Annotated in this window: 18 protein-coding genes and 1 pseudogene; 12 read left to right on the top strand and 7 right to left on the bottom strand. The window is 65.2% G+C overall.

Features of this window, described 5'->3' with window-relative positions; all coding sequences use genetic code 11:
- Positions 1–5 precede the first annotated feature (5 nt).
- Positions 6–392: a DoxX family protein gene (locus AB4O23_RS20960; protein WP_017530223.1), complete on the top strand. Its 387-nt coding sequence runs from the start codon at positions 6–8 to the stop codon at positions 390–392.
- 54 nt (positions 393–446) lie between these two features.
- On the opposite strand, the gene AB4O23_RS20955 is transcribed toward AB4O23_RS20960, so the two are convergent.
- The 4 genes and pseudogenes from AB4O23_RS20955 to AB4O23_RS20940 form a co-directional block, all read right to left on the bottom strand.
- The gene (locus AB4O23_RS20955) at positions 447–1,265 is read right to left on the bottom strand and encodes an alpha/beta fold hydrolase (RefSeq protein ID WP_068932215.1); all 819 of its coding nucleotides are present in this window, start codon (positions 1,263–1,265) and stop codon (positions 447–449) included.
- Positions 1,266–1,355: 90 nt separating this feature from the next.
- A complete protein-coding gene (locus AB4O23_RS20950; protein WP_065878539.1) occupies positions 1,356–2,747 on the bottom strand; it encodes an alginate export family protein in 1,392 nt (463 codons plus the stop codon).
- Positions 2,744–3,641, bottom strand: a pseudogene (locus tag AB4O23_RS20945) (VOC family protein). Before AB4O23_RS20945 ends, AB4O23_RS20950 begins: the two are co-directional and overlap by 4 nt.
- A gap of 118 nt (positions 3,642–3,759) precedes the next feature.
- Positions 3,760–4,071, bottom strand: coding sequence for a hypothetical protein (locus AB4O23_RS20940; RefSeq protein WP_017530227.1), 312 nt, complete (start codon positions 4,069–4,071; stop codon positions 3,760–3,762).
- Positions 4,072–4,287: 216 nt separating this feature from the next.
- Here AB4O23_RS20940 and AB4O23_RS20935 point away from each other — a divergent pair, with 216 nt between their 5' ends.
- Genes AB4O23_RS20935 through AB4O23_RS20925 form a run of 3 tightly spaced genes read left to right on the top strand, consistent with a single transcriptional unit; the run spans position 4,288 to position 6,438 of the window.
- Positions 4,288–4,932 (top strand): secretin and TonB N-terminal domain-containing protein, encoded by a 645-nt coding sequence (locus AB4O23_RS20935; RefSeq protein WP_017530228.1) that lies wholly within the window; start codon positions 4,288–4,290, stop codon positions 4,930–4,932.
- The gene (locus tag AB4O23_RS20930; RefSeq protein ID WP_017530229.1) at positions 4,929–5,474 is read left to right on the top strand and encodes an RNA polymerase sigma factor; all 546 of its coding nucleotides are present in this window, start codon (positions 4,929–4,931) and stop codon (positions 5,472–5,474) included. Before AB4O23_RS20935 ends, AB4O23_RS20930 begins: the two co-directional genes overlap by 4 nt.
- Positions 5,475–5,511: 37 nt before the next feature.
- Positions 5,512–6,438 carry a FecR family protein gene (locus AB4O23_RS20925; RefSeq protein ID WP_017530230.1) on the top strand — a complete coding sequence of 309 codons (927 nt, stop codon included), beginning with the start codon at positions 5,512–5,514 and terminating at the stop codon, positions 6,436–6,438.
- Between the two features lie 26 nt (positions 6,439–6,464).
- On the opposite strand, the gene AB4O23_RS20920 is transcribed toward AB4O23_RS20925, so the two are convergent.
- Both AB4O23_RS20920 and gspH read right to left on the bottom strand, forming a co-directional pair.
- Positions 6,465–7,058, bottom strand: a complete 594-nt coding sequence (locus tag AB4O23_RS20920) for a PulJ/GspJ family protein (protein ID WP_065878540.1) — start codon at positions 7,056–7,058, stop codon at positions 6,465–6,467.
- A complete protein-coding gene (gene gspH, locus AB4O23_RS20915; RefSeq protein WP_017530232.1) occupies positions 7,055–7,507 on the bottom strand; it encodes a type II secretion system minor pseudopilin GspH in 453 nt (150 codons plus the stop codon). Before gspH ends, AB4O23_RS20920 begins: the two co-directional genes overlap by 4 nt.
- Before the next feature lie 93 nt (positions 7,508–7,600).
- On the opposite strand from gspH, the gene AB4O23_RS20910 reads away from it, so the two are divergent.
- Complete coding sequence (locus AB4O23_RS20910) at positions 7,601–8,032, top strand: type II secretion system protein N (protein ID WP_017530233.1); 432 nt, start codon at positions 7,601–7,603, stop codon at positions 8,030–8,032.
- On the opposite strand, the gene gspI is transcribed toward AB4O23_RS20910, so the two are convergent.
- Positions 8,019–8,384 (bottom strand): type II secretion system minor pseudopilin GspI, encoded by a 366-nt coding sequence (gene gspI / locus AB4O23_RS20905; protein WP_017530234.1) that lies wholly within the window; start codon positions 8,382–8,384, stop codon positions 8,019–8,021. The two genes, AB4O23_RS20910 and gspI, sit on opposite strands and share 14 nt — an antisense overlap.
- Before the next feature lie 148 nt (positions 8,385–8,532).
- Here gspI and gspG point away from each other — a divergent pair, with 148 nt between their 5' ends.
- Genes gspG through gspF form a run of 7 tightly spaced genes read left to right on the top strand, consistent with a single transcriptional unit; the run spans position 8,533 to position 16,361 of the window.
- Complete coding sequence (gene gspG, locus AB4O23_RS20900; RefSeq protein ID WP_017530235.1) at positions 8,533–8,982, top strand: type II secretion system major pseudopilin GspG; 450 nt, start codon at positions 8,533–8,535, stop codon at positions 8,980–8,982.
- Between the two features lie 8 nt (positions 8,983–8,990).
- Complete coding sequence (gene gspK, locus AB4O23_RS20895; RefSeq protein ID WP_158555756.1) at positions 8,991–9,869, top strand: type II secretion system minor pseudopilin GspK; 879 nt, start codon at positions 8,991–8,993, stop codon at positions 9,867–9,869.
- On the top strand, positions 9,866–10,936 hold the full coding sequence (gspL, locus tag AB4O23_RS20890; protein WP_065878542.1) for a type II secretion system protein GspL: 1,071 nt from the start codon (positions 9,866–9,868) through the stop codon (positions 10,934–10,936). The genes gspK and gspL overlap by 4 nt, the downstream gene beginning before the upstream one ends.
- Positions 10,929–11,438: a type II secretion system protein GspM gene (gene gspM, locus AB4O23_RS20885; RefSeq protein WP_017530238.1), complete on the top strand. Its 510-nt coding sequence runs from the start codon at positions 10,929–10,931 to the stop codon at positions 11,436–11,438. The genes gspL and gspM overlap by 8 nt, the downstream gene beginning before the upstream one ends.
- Positions 11,435–13,735, top strand: a complete 2,301-nt coding sequence (gspD, locus tag AB4O23_RS20880; RefSeq protein WP_135196945.1) for a type II secretion system secretin GspD — start codon at positions 11,435–11,437, stop codon at positions 13,733–13,735. Before gspM ends, gspD begins: the two co-directional genes overlap by 4 nt.
- Positions 13,732–15,150 carry a type II secretion system ATPase GspE gene (gene gspE / locus AB4O23_RS20875; RefSeq protein ID WP_017530240.1) on the top strand — a complete coding sequence of 473 codons (1,419 nt, stop codon included), beginning with the start codon at positions 13,732–13,734 and terminating at the stop codon, positions 15,148–15,150. Before gspD ends, gspE begins: the two co-directional genes overlap by 4 nt.
- A complete protein-coding gene (gspF, locus tag AB4O23_RS20870; protein ID WP_017530241.1) occupies positions 15,150–16,361 on the top strand; it encodes a type II secretion system inner membrane protein GspF in 1,212 nt (403 codons plus the stop codon). Before gspE ends, gspF begins: the two co-directional genes overlap by 1 nt.
- The last annotated feature ends 228 nt before the right edge of the window (positions 16,362–16,589 follow it).

Raw genomic sequence — 16,589 nt, 5'->3', positions numbered from 1 at the left:
CGCATATGAACGAATCAAAACACCAGGATCTGGGGCTGTTGTTTCTGCGGGCGAGCGGGGCGCTGTTCCTGCTGTGGGTGCATGGCTTGCCCAAGGTGCTCGACTACAGCGAACAGTTGAAGCAGATCGAAGACCCGTTTCATTTGGGCGCGCACATGACCTTGCTACTGGCGATTTTCGCCGAGGTGCTGTGCCCCGTGTTGATCGTCGCCGGGGTGCTGGTGCGCCTGGCCTGCTTGCCGATCCTGGCGGTGCTGTTGATCGCCATGCTGGTGGTGCATCCGCAGTGGACGTTGTTGGAAGGGCAGTTCGGCTGGTTGCTGCTGATCATCTTTACCAGCGTACTGCTCGCCGGGCCGGGTCGCTTCACATTGGGCGGGCGGTTTGCCTGAATAAAAAGGGCCGGGCAAGCCCGGCCAAATAAGGAGAGCGGTGTTTCAGCTGTTTCAGCGGTTCAGGAACGCCAGCAAGTCTTCGTTCAACGCCTGGGCGTGGGTCACGGCGAACCCGTGGGGCGCGTCCTTGTAGACCTTCAACTCGGCGCCCTTGATCATCTCGGACGCCACCTTGCCAGTGGTTTCGAACGGTACGATCTGGTCGCCGTCGCCGTGGATCACCAGGGTCGGCACGTCGATTTTGGCCATGTCCGGGCGGAAGTCGGTTTCGGAGAACGCGGTGACGCAGTCCACGGTCGACTTGAGCGAGGCCAGCATGGCGATCTGCAGGGTCTGGCTCAGGGTGCCTTCAGACACCACCTGGCCTTTGTTGAGGCCAAAGAACGGGGTGTTGAAGTCTGAGATGAACTGCGCACGGTCCTTGAGCAAACCGTCCTTGATACCCGCGAACACTTCCAGCGGCACGCCTTGGGCGTAATCCGGTTGCTGCCCGAAGATCGGCGTCACCGCGCCCAACAGCACCAGGCCGGCAACACGGGCGCTGCCGTGGCGGGCGATGTAGCGCGCGACGTCGCCACCGCCCATGGAGAAGCCCACCAGGGTCACGTCCTTGAGGTCCAGGTGTTCGATCAACTGCGCGATATCGTCGGCGAAGGTGTTGTAGTCGTTGCCGGTCCACGGCTGGTCCGAACGGCCAAAACCACGGCGGTCGAACGCGATGGTGCGGTAGCCGCGGCTGCTCAGGTATTCCATCTGGTATTCCCACATGTCGGCATCCAGCGGCCAGCCGTGGCTGAACAGCACGGGCTTGCCGCTGCCCCAGTCCTTGAAGTAGATCTGGGTACCGTCTTTGGCAACGAATGTGCTCATGCAAAACTCCTTGATAGGGGTGGGTAAAACGCGGGATTACTATGGCCGTTAAACCGGCTTCACGGCTTGTACCGGTGTGCTTGTTTGGGGCTACCAACTGAACTTGAGTTCGACCCCCAGGTAATTACTGTCCGCGCCGCCGGCATCGCGCAGGGTCTGGCCCACCGCGTAGTGCACCGCTTCGACCGCGCCGGTGAGGTTGGGGGTGAAGCCATAGTCGGTACGCAGTTGCGCGTAGGCCCCGGTCCAGCGATCACCCTGGCCGGCGGTTCCCGCCACCGGCAGGTTGGGCTGGGTGTACACCGCATCATCGGTGGTTTGCCGCCACAACAGGCCGACGGCGGTTTGCACGCTGAGCTTGTCGAGGGGCTTGACGGTGATCGATGGCTTGACGTGGATCAGGTTGCTGTAGCCGGTGTAGCCCGCCAGGGAAAAGTAATAGCCGTTGGGAAACAGCGGGTTGAAGGTGCCGAGGGTGCCGTCACCCGCCTTGCGATCGCCCGAGGCGATGTCCAGTTGCAGGCCGATGCGCGGTTTCCAGGCCAGGCTGTCAAAGGTGTAGCCGGTGCGGCTGCCGCCGGCCCAGGCATGAATGTCCTTGCTGCCCACCGAGCCACTTTGCAGCATCGCTTCGATGTCCCAGTCGAACCCCATGGCCGCGCCGCCCAGGCGCGCATCGAACAGGTGGCGGGTCTCGTCACCGTCGGCATCCAGGTAATGCGCGGCGCTGCGTTCATACACGCCGTAGTAGGCCGACAGCTCGTTCTTGCCACCCACCAGCCGCTCGACGCGCACCATGTGAAAGCGCGCGTCGCTGTTGGACTTGTCGTCGAAATGTCGACCGTCCTGGTACTGCACCGGCTGGCTGGCGATGCCGATAAAGCGCCAGTGGGTGGTCTCCCAGTCGGCCCACAGCGCATCGAACGACTGCCGCACATTCGGGCCGTCCCGCGAGGAGATAAAGCGCTGCAAGTCGAAGGCAAAGTCCTGGCGCCCGGCTCGCGCCTTGAACGTGCCGCTGTCGAAGGTGTTGACGTACTCGGCAAAGGCCAGGCGCAAATCGACGCGGTTCTGGTCGGCGCCACCGACGGTGGTCTTGTCGTACGCCCGCACATCTTCCAGCTGGGTAAATACCCGCCAGTGTTCGTTCAGATGCAGGTCGGCGTGTACCTGCAAGCGCTGGATCAGGTAGCGATCACGCTGCACATTCTTCACGCCGAAGCCACTGGCGTCGTTCATCTCGAAGCGCTCGCGCAAGGTCGCCCCCAGCGACAGGTAGCTGTACGGGTTGGCGCCTGACAACGGGATGTACTTGAGGTTGTCCAGCGCTTGCGTGCGCAGCGCCGGGTTCTGCAGTACGGACCAGTCTTCCTGCCAGCGATTGGCCTTGATGGCCGGCCGCGTCGGTTGCTCGTCGGCGTGGACGCTGCCGGCGAGCAGCGGCCACAGCACGGCCAGGCTCCAGCCTGTACGACGCTTCATTTTGCGGCGTTGAGTTGGTGAATTTCCGCGACGTAGCCGCCGGGGAATTCGACCAGCGCGCTGCGACGACCTTTGCTGTCGAACGCCGGCACCACCACTTTGGCACCGGAGCCGGTGGCTTTGCCCAGCGTGGCGCTCAGGTCGGCCACCTGGTAGCCGGTGGTTTCGTGGCCGAAGGGGTAGGGCAGTTGGCCGTTGGTTACCAGCACCGCCATGCGCCCGAACGGCGACTCGATATCGACACGCCGGTAGGTGCCGCTGGCTTGGCCTCACATCGATGCCCGGCGCGTGCTGGTCATCGGCCAGTATTTTGCCGTGGGAGAAGCCCACGAACCCTTTGATAAAGGCGTCGGCCCGCTCGGCGCTGAGGTACACGCGGTTTTCCGGTACGGTCTGGAAGGCGGCATAGTCCGGGGTCTTGGTGTGCCAGTAGAGCTGCATGTTGACGCCGCCCGGCCATTGCACCACCGCGTCGCGCCCGATGGGGTCCGGGAAATCGCTGACGATCACCGCCGCGCCGTTGTCGCGGGCGGCCTTGAGCGCGACGTCCATGTCCTTGACCAGATAGCCGTTGCGCTCCTGGCCAAACGGGTGCGGGATCGGTGTGGTAAAGCCGAACAGCGATACCGTGCCCGCCGGCGTCTGCAGCAGTTGCGAGGTGGTGCTGCTCGGCACCGGCAGCACATTCACCACCACCTGGGCGGTGCTCTTGCCGCCGAAGGTGGCCAGGAAGCTTTGGGCGAAACGGTCCACATCCGCCGGGGCGACATACACATGGCTGGTGTCATATTGCGGCGCCACGGCCACGCTCGGGGTTGCCGCGAAGGCATTGCCCATCATTGCGCTCGCCAGCAGCGTCAATGCCACGGTTACTTTGATTGCTTTGTTACGCATGCCCATTCTCCAGCGCTTCTACGGGATAGAAAGCCGTGAGGTTAGGGGCAGGGGCGCGGGGGGAATTGTATGGACGTGCTTGGTTGAACGTTTCAGCGTCTACGCGCGTCGATTGGCCTTACGGCCGTTGTGGTTTGACGGATGTTCCAAACGTATTACCCATGCGCACTCCCGTCGCCGCCGGGGTCGACAAGCCCAGCGCATTCGGCGTTCGTTTCTGGACCGAAAGCTGCTGCGCCTCGCGGTTCTTTTGCGCGGCCTTGGCCGCGTTCGTGTCATTGCCCATCTGCTGGCCCAGGCAGCCATAGTCGGGCGCCTTGTACCCATCCACCGTGACCTCGGTGCAACCGCCCGCAGCGTTGTCGGCCTGGGCAAGCACGGGCACGGCGGTATACAGCAACACACTGGCAAGCAACGGGAGCAGCTTCATCATGGCCTCCTGGCGGGCCGCGGGAGTGGGCCGGTAAGGCTGCAAAGTGTAGTGCAGCGGGCTGCTCGTCACCGTGATGTTTTTTTTGCTATCACCGTAACATCAGGTTCATAAACGGGCCTCAGGATGACGGTTTTCTAGGGTGCGTCGGCCGTGCAGCGATGCGGAGCAGGGGGTGAACAGGGAGCCTGTCGGCGCGCCGTATGCGCCCTGGGCTTGCTGTTGCTGCTGATCGGCGGTCGCCTGGCGCAGGCAGAAGCACCGCTGTTGCTGCTGAACCTGCCGGCGCAAGACCTGGAGCCTGCACTGCAAGCGTATAGCCGCGCCACCGGCATGGCCGTGCTGGTAGACCGCGAGCTGACGCGGGGCCGGCGCGCCATCGGGGTGCGCGGGCGCTTTACGGCGCAGGAGGCTCTGGCGATGTTGCTGACAGGAAGCGGCCTGATGGCACGTTATGCACGCGGCGATGCGTTTACCTTGCAGTTGCCCGAGGTCAGCCAGCCGCCGCCGGCCCATGGCGTGGCGGCGCGCAATGCCGCGCGGATCAATAACAGCTATGCCACGGCCTTGCAGCAGGCCATCGAAACCAGCCTGTGCCGGTCGCCCCTCACGCGCCCCGGCAGTTTTCGCGCGCTGGTGCAGGTGTGGGTCAACCGTGAGGGGCTGATCGAACACAGCCGGCTGGTCAGCTCCACCGGCGACGAACAACGCGATGAAGCACTGGTACGCAGCCTGGGCACTGCACGGGTGGAGCGCCCGGCGCCCAGTTCATTGCGCCAACCGGTGACTTTACTTTTGATGCCCGACACAACAGGAACGCGCATGGAATGCACAGCAGCAAAAGGAGCCTGGGGCGGATGAAAAATACCGGGCACAGTACGATGGTCAGCTTGTTCCTGGCCTCCTACGAAGACTTCAAGGTCCGTTTGCGCAAGCGCCTGGGCTCGGAGGACCTGGCCAACGACGTGCTGCACGAAACGTACCTGCGCGTCGACCGCATGGACATGCCGCCGAACCTCGCGCAACCCAACGCTTACCTGTACCGCATGGCCCTGAACATCGCCGCCGACCGCCGCCAGGCCGACGCGCGTTTGCTTACCGGCAGCGAGGTGGAAGAGCTGCTGCAAAGCGCCGATGAAGCCCAGGACCCGTCGCGGGTGGTGGGCGGCCAGAAAGAAATCCAGTCCCTGGTCAAGGCCCTTTACGAACTGCCGGCGCGCCGACGCAAGATCCTCATCGCCGCGCGCCTGGAGGAGGCGCCGCACCTGGAAATCTCCCAGCGTTTCGGCATTTCCACGCGCATGGTCGAAAAGGAAATCAAGGCCGCCCTGGGCCACTGCGCCAAGCGCCTGGAAAGAAAAGTCATCCAGCGGTTCGGTCCCGGGGCCGGAAAACCGTCTTAGTGTTGAGTCCCTGATAAAACCGTGAGTACGTGCGCGCTTGAACATTTTTAGCTTCTCCATCGCCCGGCAAAACGCCGCCAGCCCCTTGCACGACGAAGCCCGCGACTGGCTGGTTCTGCTGACCTCGGGCCGCGCCACCGTGGCCGATGCCAAGGCGCTCAAAGCCTGGTGCGCCCAGAGCCCGGAGCATGCCCAGGCGTTCGAGCGCGCCAAAATGTTGTGGCGGCACGTGGGCGCGGCGGCCGAAACGGCGCAGCGCCCGCGCCAGTTTGGCCGGCGCGCGTTCCTGGGCGGCGCCATTGCGGCGTCGGCGGCGGTAGTGATGGTGCGGGTCGGCGTGCCGGGTGGTTTTGCCGGGCTCACGGCGGACTATCGCACCGAGGTCGGTGAGCAGCGGCATGTGCTGTTGAGCGAGGGTGTGAGCCTGGAGCTCAATACGCAGACGCGCATCAGCCGGGTGGGCCAGGGTATCGAATTGCTTGAGGGTGAAGTCGAAGTGCTCGCCCAGGCTGTACAGCCGCTCAAGGTCCAGGCCGCCGAGGGCTGGGTGAGCGCGGCGCAGGCGCGGTTCAACGTGCGGCACACCGATCGCACGGTCTGCGTCACCTGTATCGACGGGGCGCTGTCGGTGGACATTGGCGGCCATCGTGTGAACCTGGGCAGTGGCCGGCAATTGAGCTACGGCGCGGCCGGCATCAGCGAAGTGACGAGCGTGGACACCCAGGCGGTGGTGGCCTGGCGTGAGCAGGTGCTGGTATTCAACAACGCCACGCTGGCGACGGTGGTGGATGAAATCAACCGCTACCGGCCGGGAATGCTGGTGCTGCTCAACCAGGAACTGGGCCGGCGCCGGGTGCAGGCGCGGTTCAGTTTGCAGCAATTGGCGGGGGTGGCGCTGTTGATTCGGGATGCGTATGGGGCCAAATGTACCGAGTTGCCCGGTGGCGTCGTGCTGTTGAGCTAGCTCAGCGGCAGCTCAGGCATCAGGCCTTATCGCAACGGCCCGATTACCTGCCGATACCGCTCCACCCCTTGCGGCGTCTGGCGCACCAGGTTGATCTCCAGTCCCAGCGGGTCTTCGCGCCGGTTGCCGCTCAACTGCCGCCACCCCTTGTCCGTTTCCCATACCCGTACCTGCACGTCACTGACCCCGCTCAACACCACCACGCCGTCTTTGGCCGGCGGCAGCGGGAAGCGATCCCGTGCAGGCGCCGCCGCGCGGTACAGGCTGTCGCCCTTGAGCCACCAGCGCACGCGTTGCAGGCCATCGCCGGCCACCGGGGCGCTGCGAATCACGTCCAGGCGAAAGCCTTGGCTGTCGGAACTGCGCACCGTTATGGCCGCGAGCCCGGCGGCCTCGTCCTTGGGCCCGGTCAGCTCCACGCCGGCGCGCAGGCTGATGTCCCGTTGCATCTGGTTCAACACCCGCAGCAGCGCTTCGGTCTGCTCGGTGCTTGCCTGCACGTGATGGTCGGCACGGGTCACGCTGTCGAGACCGCGCCAGGCGATCAGGCTGACCACGGCCATCAGCATGATCGCCACCATCACTTCGATCAGGGTGAAGCCTTGCTGGGGTTTGTTCATGGCTGGCTGACCACGCGCATCAAGCCTGCCGCGTCCCGTTGCAGGCTGAGGCTGTGTTGGCCGTCGGACAGCACTAGGCGCAGCGGCGGGTTGATCCATTCTGCGTCGAGCACCAGGGTTTGCCGGGGTTCGAGGTTGATTTGCATCGGCGTGCTCTCCCATGCGCGCGGGCGCAGTTGAGCGTCGCCCTGGAACCCTTCCATCGCTGTCCCGTCATCGCTGCGGCGGTTGAAGCGAAAGCCCTTGGCGTCGGCGCGCCAGGTGATCGGGCGGCCGTCGGCGCGGGCTTCGGCCTGGGCCACTTGCAGCAGTTGGCTGAGGCGCTCGGCGTCCTTGCGCAGCAGGTGCAGTGGGTCGGGCTTGATGCTCAGGCTGATGGCGGCACTGGCGATGCCGATGATCACCAGCACTACCATCAGCTCGATCAAGGTAAAGCCAGTTTGTTTCATCGCGGGGCACCTGCTGAACTGGTGAGGTTGTGAAATAAAAACGTGCGAATTGAGCTGTAGGCTGATGCCACGGACAAACAGGAGGTCCTGCTCATGGCGTTTTCCCTGCGATTTTCAGCGGCACAGGGCGTGCAGGTCGGCGCGCTGCTCGCGGCCTTGGCCGGCGTGGCGGTATGGGCGCCGCTGCTACTCACCAATGCCCAATCCCATACGCCCCAGGCCACCCCGCAGGCATTGGCGGCACGCAGCGATAACCCGGCGCTGCAATGGTTTGCCAATGCGCCGACGGCGTTGCAGGTCAAGGTCACCGGCGTGCTGGCCGGGGCGCGCGGCGCGGTGGCGATCCTCAGCCTCAACGACGGCCCGCCGCGCAGTTTTCTGTTGGGTGAGCGCCTCAGCCCCGGCGTGCGCTTGACCGCCATCGAAGGTGACGCGGTCGAGATTGAGCGTGGCGGCGAGAAGCTGCGCGTCAACCTCGATAAGCTGCCGGACGCGCCCGCCTTGCCACGGCTCACTCGGCCATGACCTGAGTGGCCAGGCGCGCCAGGGGCGGTGCTTCGCGGCTGGCATCCAGCACCAGCACCGAAACCTGAAACAGCGGGCCATCGGCGCTGACAGTTTGCTCGCACCGCAGTTTCAAGCGCCCTTGGTCGCATTCGAAGGTGTGCTTGCCGCTGCGTAGATGGCCCTCCAGACGCACCTGCGCCAGGCGACTCTGCGCCGCCAGCAACGCTATCGATTTGTCGCGCAACACGCCGTTGCTCTGGGTCATCAACCCGGCCACGCGCACGGCGGCGGCCATGGCCACGGCGATGATCGCCAGCGCCACCAGCACCTCGATCAGGGTAAATCCTCGCTCGTTGCGGTGGCCGTGCATGGCGCTCTCAAAGCCTGGAAACAGGCCCGCAGACTAGCGCCCTGAGTTGACCGATTGGCGACCGAAACTCCCGAGGATTTTCAATACGACTGACATGTGTTCTTGCAACACTGCGCCACGAAATGCACTCAACCCAAGGAATGTCGAGATGGATATCGCGCGCCTAACCCGCCCATTGCCAGGCCCTCGCGGCCAGCGTGGCTTCACCCTGATCGAGATCATGGTGGTGGTGGTCATCCTTGGGATCCTGGCGGCGATGGTGGTGCCCAAGGTACTCGACCGCCCGGACCAGGCGCGGGCTACGGCGGCCAGGCAGGATATCGGCGGCTTGATGCAGGCGCTGAAACTCTACCGCCTCGACCACGGCACTTACCCGAGCATGAACCAAGGCCTGAAAGTGCTGGTGGAACGCCCGGCGGACGCCAAGAACAACACCTGGCGGGCCTACCTCGACCGCTTGCCCAACGACCCCTGGGGCCACCCGTATCATTACCTCAACCCGGGCGCCAACGGTGAAGTCGATGTGTTCTCTTTGGGCGCCGACGGCCAGCCGGACGGCGATGGCGTGAATGCCGATATCGGCTCCTGGCAGCTATAAGGCGCGCCATGAAACGGTATTCGCCCGCAGCGGCGAAGCAGCGCGGCATGGCGATTATCAGCGCGTTGCTGATCGCGGCGGTGGTGGCGGTGCTTGCCGGCGCCATGTTGACGCGCCAGAGCGTGTTCACCCGCAGCCTGGAAGCCGAGCAATCGCGCATCCAGGGTCAATGGTTGTTGCAAGGCAGCCTCGAGCGCACTCGACACATGCTGTGGGAAGCACGCCAGAAGGACGTGCTGACCCGTCTCGACCAGCCCTGGGCCCGCGCCCAGGGCGGTGCGTTCACCGGCCGGGTGGAAGACGAACAGGGCAAGTTCAACCTGCGTAACCTGGTCAACCGGCGACAGGTGGATGCCGAGCAGTTGCAAAGCTTCGAGCGCCTGTGTCGGCTGATCGGGGTCGACCCGGCGGTAAGCCGGCGCGTCAGCCAGCGGGTGATCGCATCGTATGACCAGCTCGATCAGCCCGCCGGCTACCCGATGCTGCGCAGCCTGCATGACCTGAGCGGTATCGACGGCCTCGACCCGGCGCTGTTGCAGCGCATGCAGGCGTATATCAGCGTGCTGCCCGATATCACCTGGGTCAACGGCAACACCGCCCGCGCCGAAGTGCTCAGCGCCGTGGTGCCGTCGTTGAATCTGTCCCAGGCCCAGGCGTTGGTGGCCGAGCGGGATGCCGGGCATTGGTTTATCAACCGGGGGGACTTCGTCAACCGCCTGCACTTGCCCCAAGTGGCGGTGGATGCGGTACAGGTGGGCATCACCAGCGAGTGGTTTCGCCTGCAAGGCCAGGCGCGCCAGGACCAACGCCGGGTGACCCTCGACGCGTTGCTGCATCGCCCGGAAAACCAGCGGCCCCAGGTGATCTGGGCGCGGGTGGGCGTATGAAACGCTTGCGCATTGGCTTGCCGCCGTTGGCTGATTTGACCGTGGACAGCCGCGTGACATTTGCCTGGCTGGAGCGCGACAGGGTGGTGTGCGAAGGTCATGAAAGCCTGGCGCGGCTGGGCAAAAACCACCCGGCAGTGGACTGCTTTCTGCATCCCCGCGACAGCCTGCTGACAAGCCTGGAGCTGCCACCATTGGCCGCCGCCAAAACCGCCGCCGCCGTGGCCTGCGCGGCGCAGGCGTTGATCCTGGGGCCGCTTGAGGCGATGCACGTGGCCCATGGCCCGCGCGAAAGCGATGGGCGCGTGCAGGTGGGTTGGGTGCCCAAGGCCGGGCTGGCGCAACTGAGCCAGGTATTGGCGCAGGCGCAGCTCAGGTTGCGTGGCCTGTACCCGGCGCCCTATGCCTTGCCGGCAGGAGCTGCGACGCTGGACGAAGGGTATTTGTTGACGCGCGACAGCCTGCAACAAGCGGCGGTGCATCCATTGGGTGTGCAGGTGCTGGATGTGCCGCTGGTGGACGCGTCGCAGCGTTGGGCCGGTGCCGTTCCCGCGTGGGGCTTGCACGCTCGTCTTCGCCAACCGTCCAGCGGCGGCTGGGGCAGGGCGCTGGGGTGCGTCGCGCTGGCCACGGCCATCTGGAGCCTGGGCCTCAACCTCTATGCGGCCCGCCAAGTCGAAGAGGGCCAGCGGCTCAAGGCCTTGATGAGCCGCCAAGTGCGCCAGGCGTTTCCCGAATTGCCGGTGGTGCTCAACCCGTTGCAACAGGCGCGTCAACAATTGGCCGCCCGCCAGGCCGGCGCCGCCGCCGACCCCGGCCAGCGCTTTCCCGGCCTGCTGCAACTGGCGGGCAGCCACCTGCCGTTTATGGTGGGCAGCGTCGATACGTTGACCTTTGAACAGGGGCGCCTGCACCTGCAAATGCTCGCCGACAGCCGCAGCCCCGCCGCCGAGGGCGAGTGGCAAGCCGCGTTGGGCCAGGCAGGGTTTGCCGCCACGCGCGATGACCACGGCTGGAGCATCGCGCCGACGCCCGCCGCTGAACAAGCGGAGGTTGGCGATGAATAAATGGCAGCGCATGCGCGGCCAGGCCAACGTGTTCTGGAACGGCCTGGCCGTGCGTGAAAAACGCATGCTGGCCGGTGCCGGCCTGGTGCTGGCGAGCCTGTTGAGCTGGTTAGTACTGGTGCAGCCCGCGCTGAAAAAAATCGACTACTGGCAAGCCGAAACGCCCAAGTTACGCGCCCAGGCCGCCGCCTTGCAGGTGCTGTTGCAGGACGTCGCCGCGCCTCGGCTCGCCGATGAAACCGCGCTGCGCCAGACCCTGGACAGTGCCGGCCTGCAAGGCCATTACCAGGTGCAGGCGCTGGGCTCCGGTTGGCGGCTGACCTTCGATAACGCCCCGGCAGACGCCGTGGTGGGCTGGTTGCTGGGCAATCCCCGTTCGTTTTCTCTGGAGGTGTCCGAGGCGCGCTTGCAACGTGCCGTGGATGCCGTCGACACCTCGGCCGGCACTGTGTCCGGGACCGTTCGCATGGATCAGGCGCTTGGCGCTAAGGAAGCTTCATGAAGTGGTCAGTCCCGCCGTTTCGCACCGTTGCGCCATTGCTGTTGCTGGCCCTCAGTGCGTGCAGTACCCAGGAGGCCGCCAAGCCGTTGCTGGTGGACAGCGAACTCGGCCAGCCGCTGGCCGACACTCGTCGCCATGGCGATACCGTGCTCGATCGCCAGCGCGACGCCGTGCCCAAAGCCGCCGCACCCCACCGGCTGACCAACAGCGCCCGAGGCCAGGCGCCGACGACCGTCAAGGCGCGCAACCCGCTGGGCGACCAGTCGGTGCAACTCAACTTTGTCGAGGCCGATATCCAGGCGGTGGTGCGCGCACTGTCCCGCGCCACCGGCCAGCAGTTCCTGGTGGACCCGCGCGTAAAAGGCAACCTCACCCTGGTCAGCGAAGGCCAGGTTCCCGCACACCAGGCTTACGACATGCTGCTGGCCGCGCTGCGCATGCAGGGCTTCAGCGTGGTGGACGTGGGCGGCGTGGCCCAAGTGGTGCCAGAGGCCGATGCCAAGCTGCTTGGCGGGCCGATGTACAGTGCCGGCAGCAGCGGCATGCAGACCCGCACCTTTCGCCTGCAATACGAAAACGCGGTGAACCTGATCCCGGTGCTGCGCCCCATCGTGTCGCCCAACAACCCGATCAATGCCTACCCCGGCAACAACAGCATCGTCATCACGGACTACGCGGAGAACCTCGCGCGGGTCGCGCAGATCATCAGTGGCATCGACACCCCGAGCGCCATCGATACCGATGTGGTGCAGATCCAGAACGGCATCGCCGTGGACATCGCCGCCATGGTTGCCGAGCTTCTGGAAACCCAGGGCGCCGACCAGACCCAGAAAATCAACGTGATCGGCGACCCGCGTTCCAACTCGATCATCATCCGCTCCGGCAGCCCCGAGCGTACCGAGCTGGCGCGCAACCTGATCTACAAACTCGACAACGCCCAAAGCAACCCGAGCAATATGCACGTGGTGTACCTGCGCAATGCTCAGGCGGGCAAGTTGGCGCAGTCGCTGCGCGGGTTGCTCACCGGGGAAAGCGAGTCCGGCGTCAGCGACGACGCCCGCGGCAAGCTCAGCAGCATGGGCGGCAGCGGCCAGAACAGCGCGCAAGGCGGCGCGGCCCAGAACAGCAGTGGCACGCCCACCGGCAGCGGTGTGTCGCCGGGGTATGGGCAAACCAACTCGACCACCGGCAGCAACAGCACCTCCAAGGATCAGGACACCGCCTTCAGCGCCGGCGGCGTGACCATCCAGGCGGACGCCACCACCAACACCTTGCTGATTTCCGCGCCGGACCCGCTGTACCGCAACCTGCGCGAAGTGATCGACATGCTCGACCAACGCCGCGCCCAAGTGGTGATCGAGAGCCTGATCGTCGAAGTGGGCGAGGACGACGCCACCGAGTTCGGTGTGCAATGGCAGGCCGGCAACCTGGCGGGCAAGGGCGGCTTTGGTGGCGTCAACCTCGGCGGCAGCGGCCTTGCGACCACCGCCAAGACCAGCCTCGACGTGCTGCCCAAGGGCCTGAACGTCGGCGTGGTCAACGGCACCGTGGATATTCCGGGGATCGGCAAGGTGCTCGACCTCAAAGTGCTGGCCCGTGCGTTGAAGAGCAAAGGCGGCACCAACGTGCTGTCCACACCCAACCTGCTGACCCTGGACAATGAAGCGGCGAGTATTTTCGTGGGGCAGACCATCCCGTTCGTCACCGGCAGTTACGTCACCGGTGGCGGCGGCACCAGCAACAACCCGTTCCAGACCGTGCAGCGTGAAGAGGTGGGGCTCAAGTTGAACGTGCGCCCGCAGATTTCCGAGGGCGGCACGGTCAAGCTGGATATCTACCAAGAGGTCAGCAGCGTGGACACGCGCACCTCGGTGGACGCGGGCACGGTGACCAACAAACGCGCGATCGACACCAGCATTTTGCTGGATGACGGGCAGATCATGGTGCTTGGCGGGTTGCTGCAGGACGGTTACAGCCAGAGCAACGACGCGGTGCCGTGGCTCGCTGATATTCCGGGGTTGGGCGCGTTGTTTCGCAATGAAAAGCGCAGTGTCAGCAAGACCAACCTGATGGTGTTCCTGCGGCCCTACATCATTCGCGACAGTGGGGCGGGGCGCAGTATCACGTTGAACCGCTACGAGTTCATGCGCCGGGCCCAGGGTGGGTTGCAGCCTGAGCACAGCTGGGCGATGCCGGACGTGCAGGCGCCGCAGCTGCCGTCGGTGGAGAAGGCGATTCCCGGCCAGCAGGGGCCCAGGGCGGTAATCCGGGCGGTGCCGGTAGGTACGCAACCATGAGCCTGCTCCCCTACGCCTGGGCCAAGTCCCAACGCATCCTCCTGCGCCCAGGCGAAGAGGGCATGCTGCTGACCGTCTGCCCTTCAACCCCTGGCTGGTCGATCAGCGAAGTTCAGCGCCAATTCGGCCAGGCGCGCGTCGAGCAGGTGCGCGACGACGAACTCGACGGCCTGCTCACCGGTGCTTATGCCGACACCGGCAGCGCCGCGGCTGTCGTGGGCGCCGCGGAAAACGAGGTGGACCTGGACCGCCTGATGCAAGACATGCCCGAGATCACCGACCTGCTCGACACCCAGGACGGCGCGCCGGTGATCCGCATGATCAACGCCTTGCTCACCCAGGCGGCACGGGATGAAGCCAGTGACATCCACATCGAACCCTATGAAACCCATTCCGTGGTGCGCTACCGCGTCGACGGCACGCTGCGCGATGTGGTGTCGCCGCGCAAGGCGCTGCACGGCGCGTTGGTGTCGCGGATCAAGATCATGGCCCAGCTCGATATTGCCGAAAAACGCCTGCCCCAGGACGGGCGCATCGCGCTGCGCGTGGCCGGGCGGCCGATTGATATTCGCGTGTCGACGGTGCCCACCGGGCATGGCGAGCGCGTGGTCATGCGTTTGCTGGACAAGCAGGCCGGGCGTTTGCAACTGGAAACCCTGGGCATGGCCCCGGCATTGCTGGCGCGTCTGGACACGTTGATTCGCCAGCCCCACGGCATCGTGCTGGTCACCGGCCCTACCGGCAGCGGCAAAACCACCAGCCTGTACGCCGCCCTGGCGCGGCTGGATGCGAGCACCAGCAATATCCTGACCGTGGAAGACCCGGTGGAATACGACCTGCCCGGCATCAGCCAGATCCAGGTCAACGCCAAGATCGACATGACCTTCGGCCTGGCGCTGCGAGCGATTCTGCGCCAGGACCCGGACATCATCATGATCGGCGAAATACGCGACCTGGAGACCGCGCAGATCGCCGTGCAAGCTTCGCTCACCGGTCACTTGGTGCTCGCCACCCTGCACACCAACGACGCCGTGTCGGCGGTCAATCGCTTGGTCGACATGGGCGTCGAACCGTTCCTGCTGGCCTCGTCGTTGTTGGGCGTATTGGCGCAACGGCTGGTACGGCGGCTGTGCCCGCACTGCAAGCAGCAAGACCCGGCCGCGCCCGGCATGTGGCGCCCGGTGGGGTGTGCCCATTGCAATCAGATCGGCTACAGCGGGCGTACCGGTATCCATGAATTGTTTTGCGTCGACGATGACGTGCGCAGCCTGATCCACCAGGGCGCCAATGAGCAGGACCTGCGCCTGGCCGCGCGCCGCGCCGGAATGTTGAGCCTGCGTGAAGACGGCGAGCGCTGGGTGCGCAGCGGCGCCACCGCGCCCGAAGAAATCCTGCGCGTGACACGGGACGCCTGATGAATCGCTATCGCTATGAAGCCGCCGATGCCAACGGCAAGGTCGAGGCCGGGCATCTGGAAGCCGACAGCCAGAGCGGGGCGTTTGCGCTGCTGCGCAGCCGTGGCCTGACGGCGTTGCGGGTGCAGGTCGAAGGTACTCGGCAAGCGGCTGCCGGCGGCGGTCTGTTTACGGCGAAACTGTCGGACAACGACCTGGCCTGGGCCACGCGGCAACTGGCGAGCCTGCTCGGCGCCAGTTTGCCGTTGGAAGCGGCGCTGAGTGCCACGGTGGAGCAGGCAGAGAAAAAGCACATTGCCCAGACCCTGGCCGCCGTGCGCGCCGATGTGCGCGGCGGCATGCGCCTGGCCGATGCGTTGGCGGCGCGGCCACGGGATTTCCCGTCGATTTACCGCGCCTTGATCGCGGCGGGGGAGGAGTCCGGCGACCTGGCCCAGGTCATGGAGCGCCTGGCGGACTACATCGAGGAGCGCAACAACCTGCGCGGCAAGATTCTCACCGCGTTCATCTACCCCGGCGTGGTGGGGTTGGTGTCCATCGGTATCGTGATTTTTTTGCTCAGCTACGTGGTGCCCCAGGTCGTCAGCGCGTTTTCCCAGGCGCGCCAGGATCTGCCGGGGCTGACCCTGGCGATGCTCAACGCCAGTGACTTTATTCGCGCCTGGGGCTGGCTGTGTTTTGCCGGCATTGTCGGCGGTTTTTGGGGCTGGCGCCTGTACCTGCGCAACCCGGTGGCGCGGCTGAACTGGCATAGCCGCGTGCTGCGCCTGCCCCTGATCGGGCGCTTTGTGCTGGGCCTTAACACCGCCAGGTTTGCCTCGACCCTGGCGATCCTCGGCGGTGCCGGGGTGCCGCTGCTGCGCGCCCTGGAAGCGGCGCGGCAAACCTTGTCCAACGAGCGCTTGAGCCAGTGCGTCAACGACGCCACCGCCAAGGTGCGCGAAGGGGTCAACCTGGCCCCGGCGCTGGCGGTGGAAAAGGTCTTCCCGCCGGTGCTGATCCACCTGATCGCCAGCGGCGAAAAGACCGGCTCGCTGCCACCGATGCTTGAGCGCGCGGCGCAAACCCTGTCGCGGGATATCGAACGCCGGGCCATGGGCATGACCGCGTTGCTGGAGCCGCTGATGATCGTGGTGATGGGCGCGGTGGTGCTGGTGATCGTGATGGCGGTGCTGTTGCCGATCATCGAGATCAATCAGTTGGTCACCTAGGTCAGCGGAGCGAACTCGGGTTCCTCATCCTGTCATGTTTCAACCGCTCGACACGCTCCGTGCGGTCTCCAGCCCAGGGTTGCGAAGCCGTACTGAAACGCCGCTGTCACGTGGGCCAAAACCGCTCGAAAGCATGACCAAAACACCCGAGAATCTTTTTAAAATCAAGCGCTTCCTCCCGAGGTTTTTTCCTATATCTGTCATCGGAAACTGCGAGTTTCGTTCCCA

The organism is Pseudomonas sp. H2_A10 (assembly GCF_054680085.1).
Note: the sequence above shows the minus strand (reverse complement) of the source record. Positions and strands in the feature narration are given on the sequence as shown.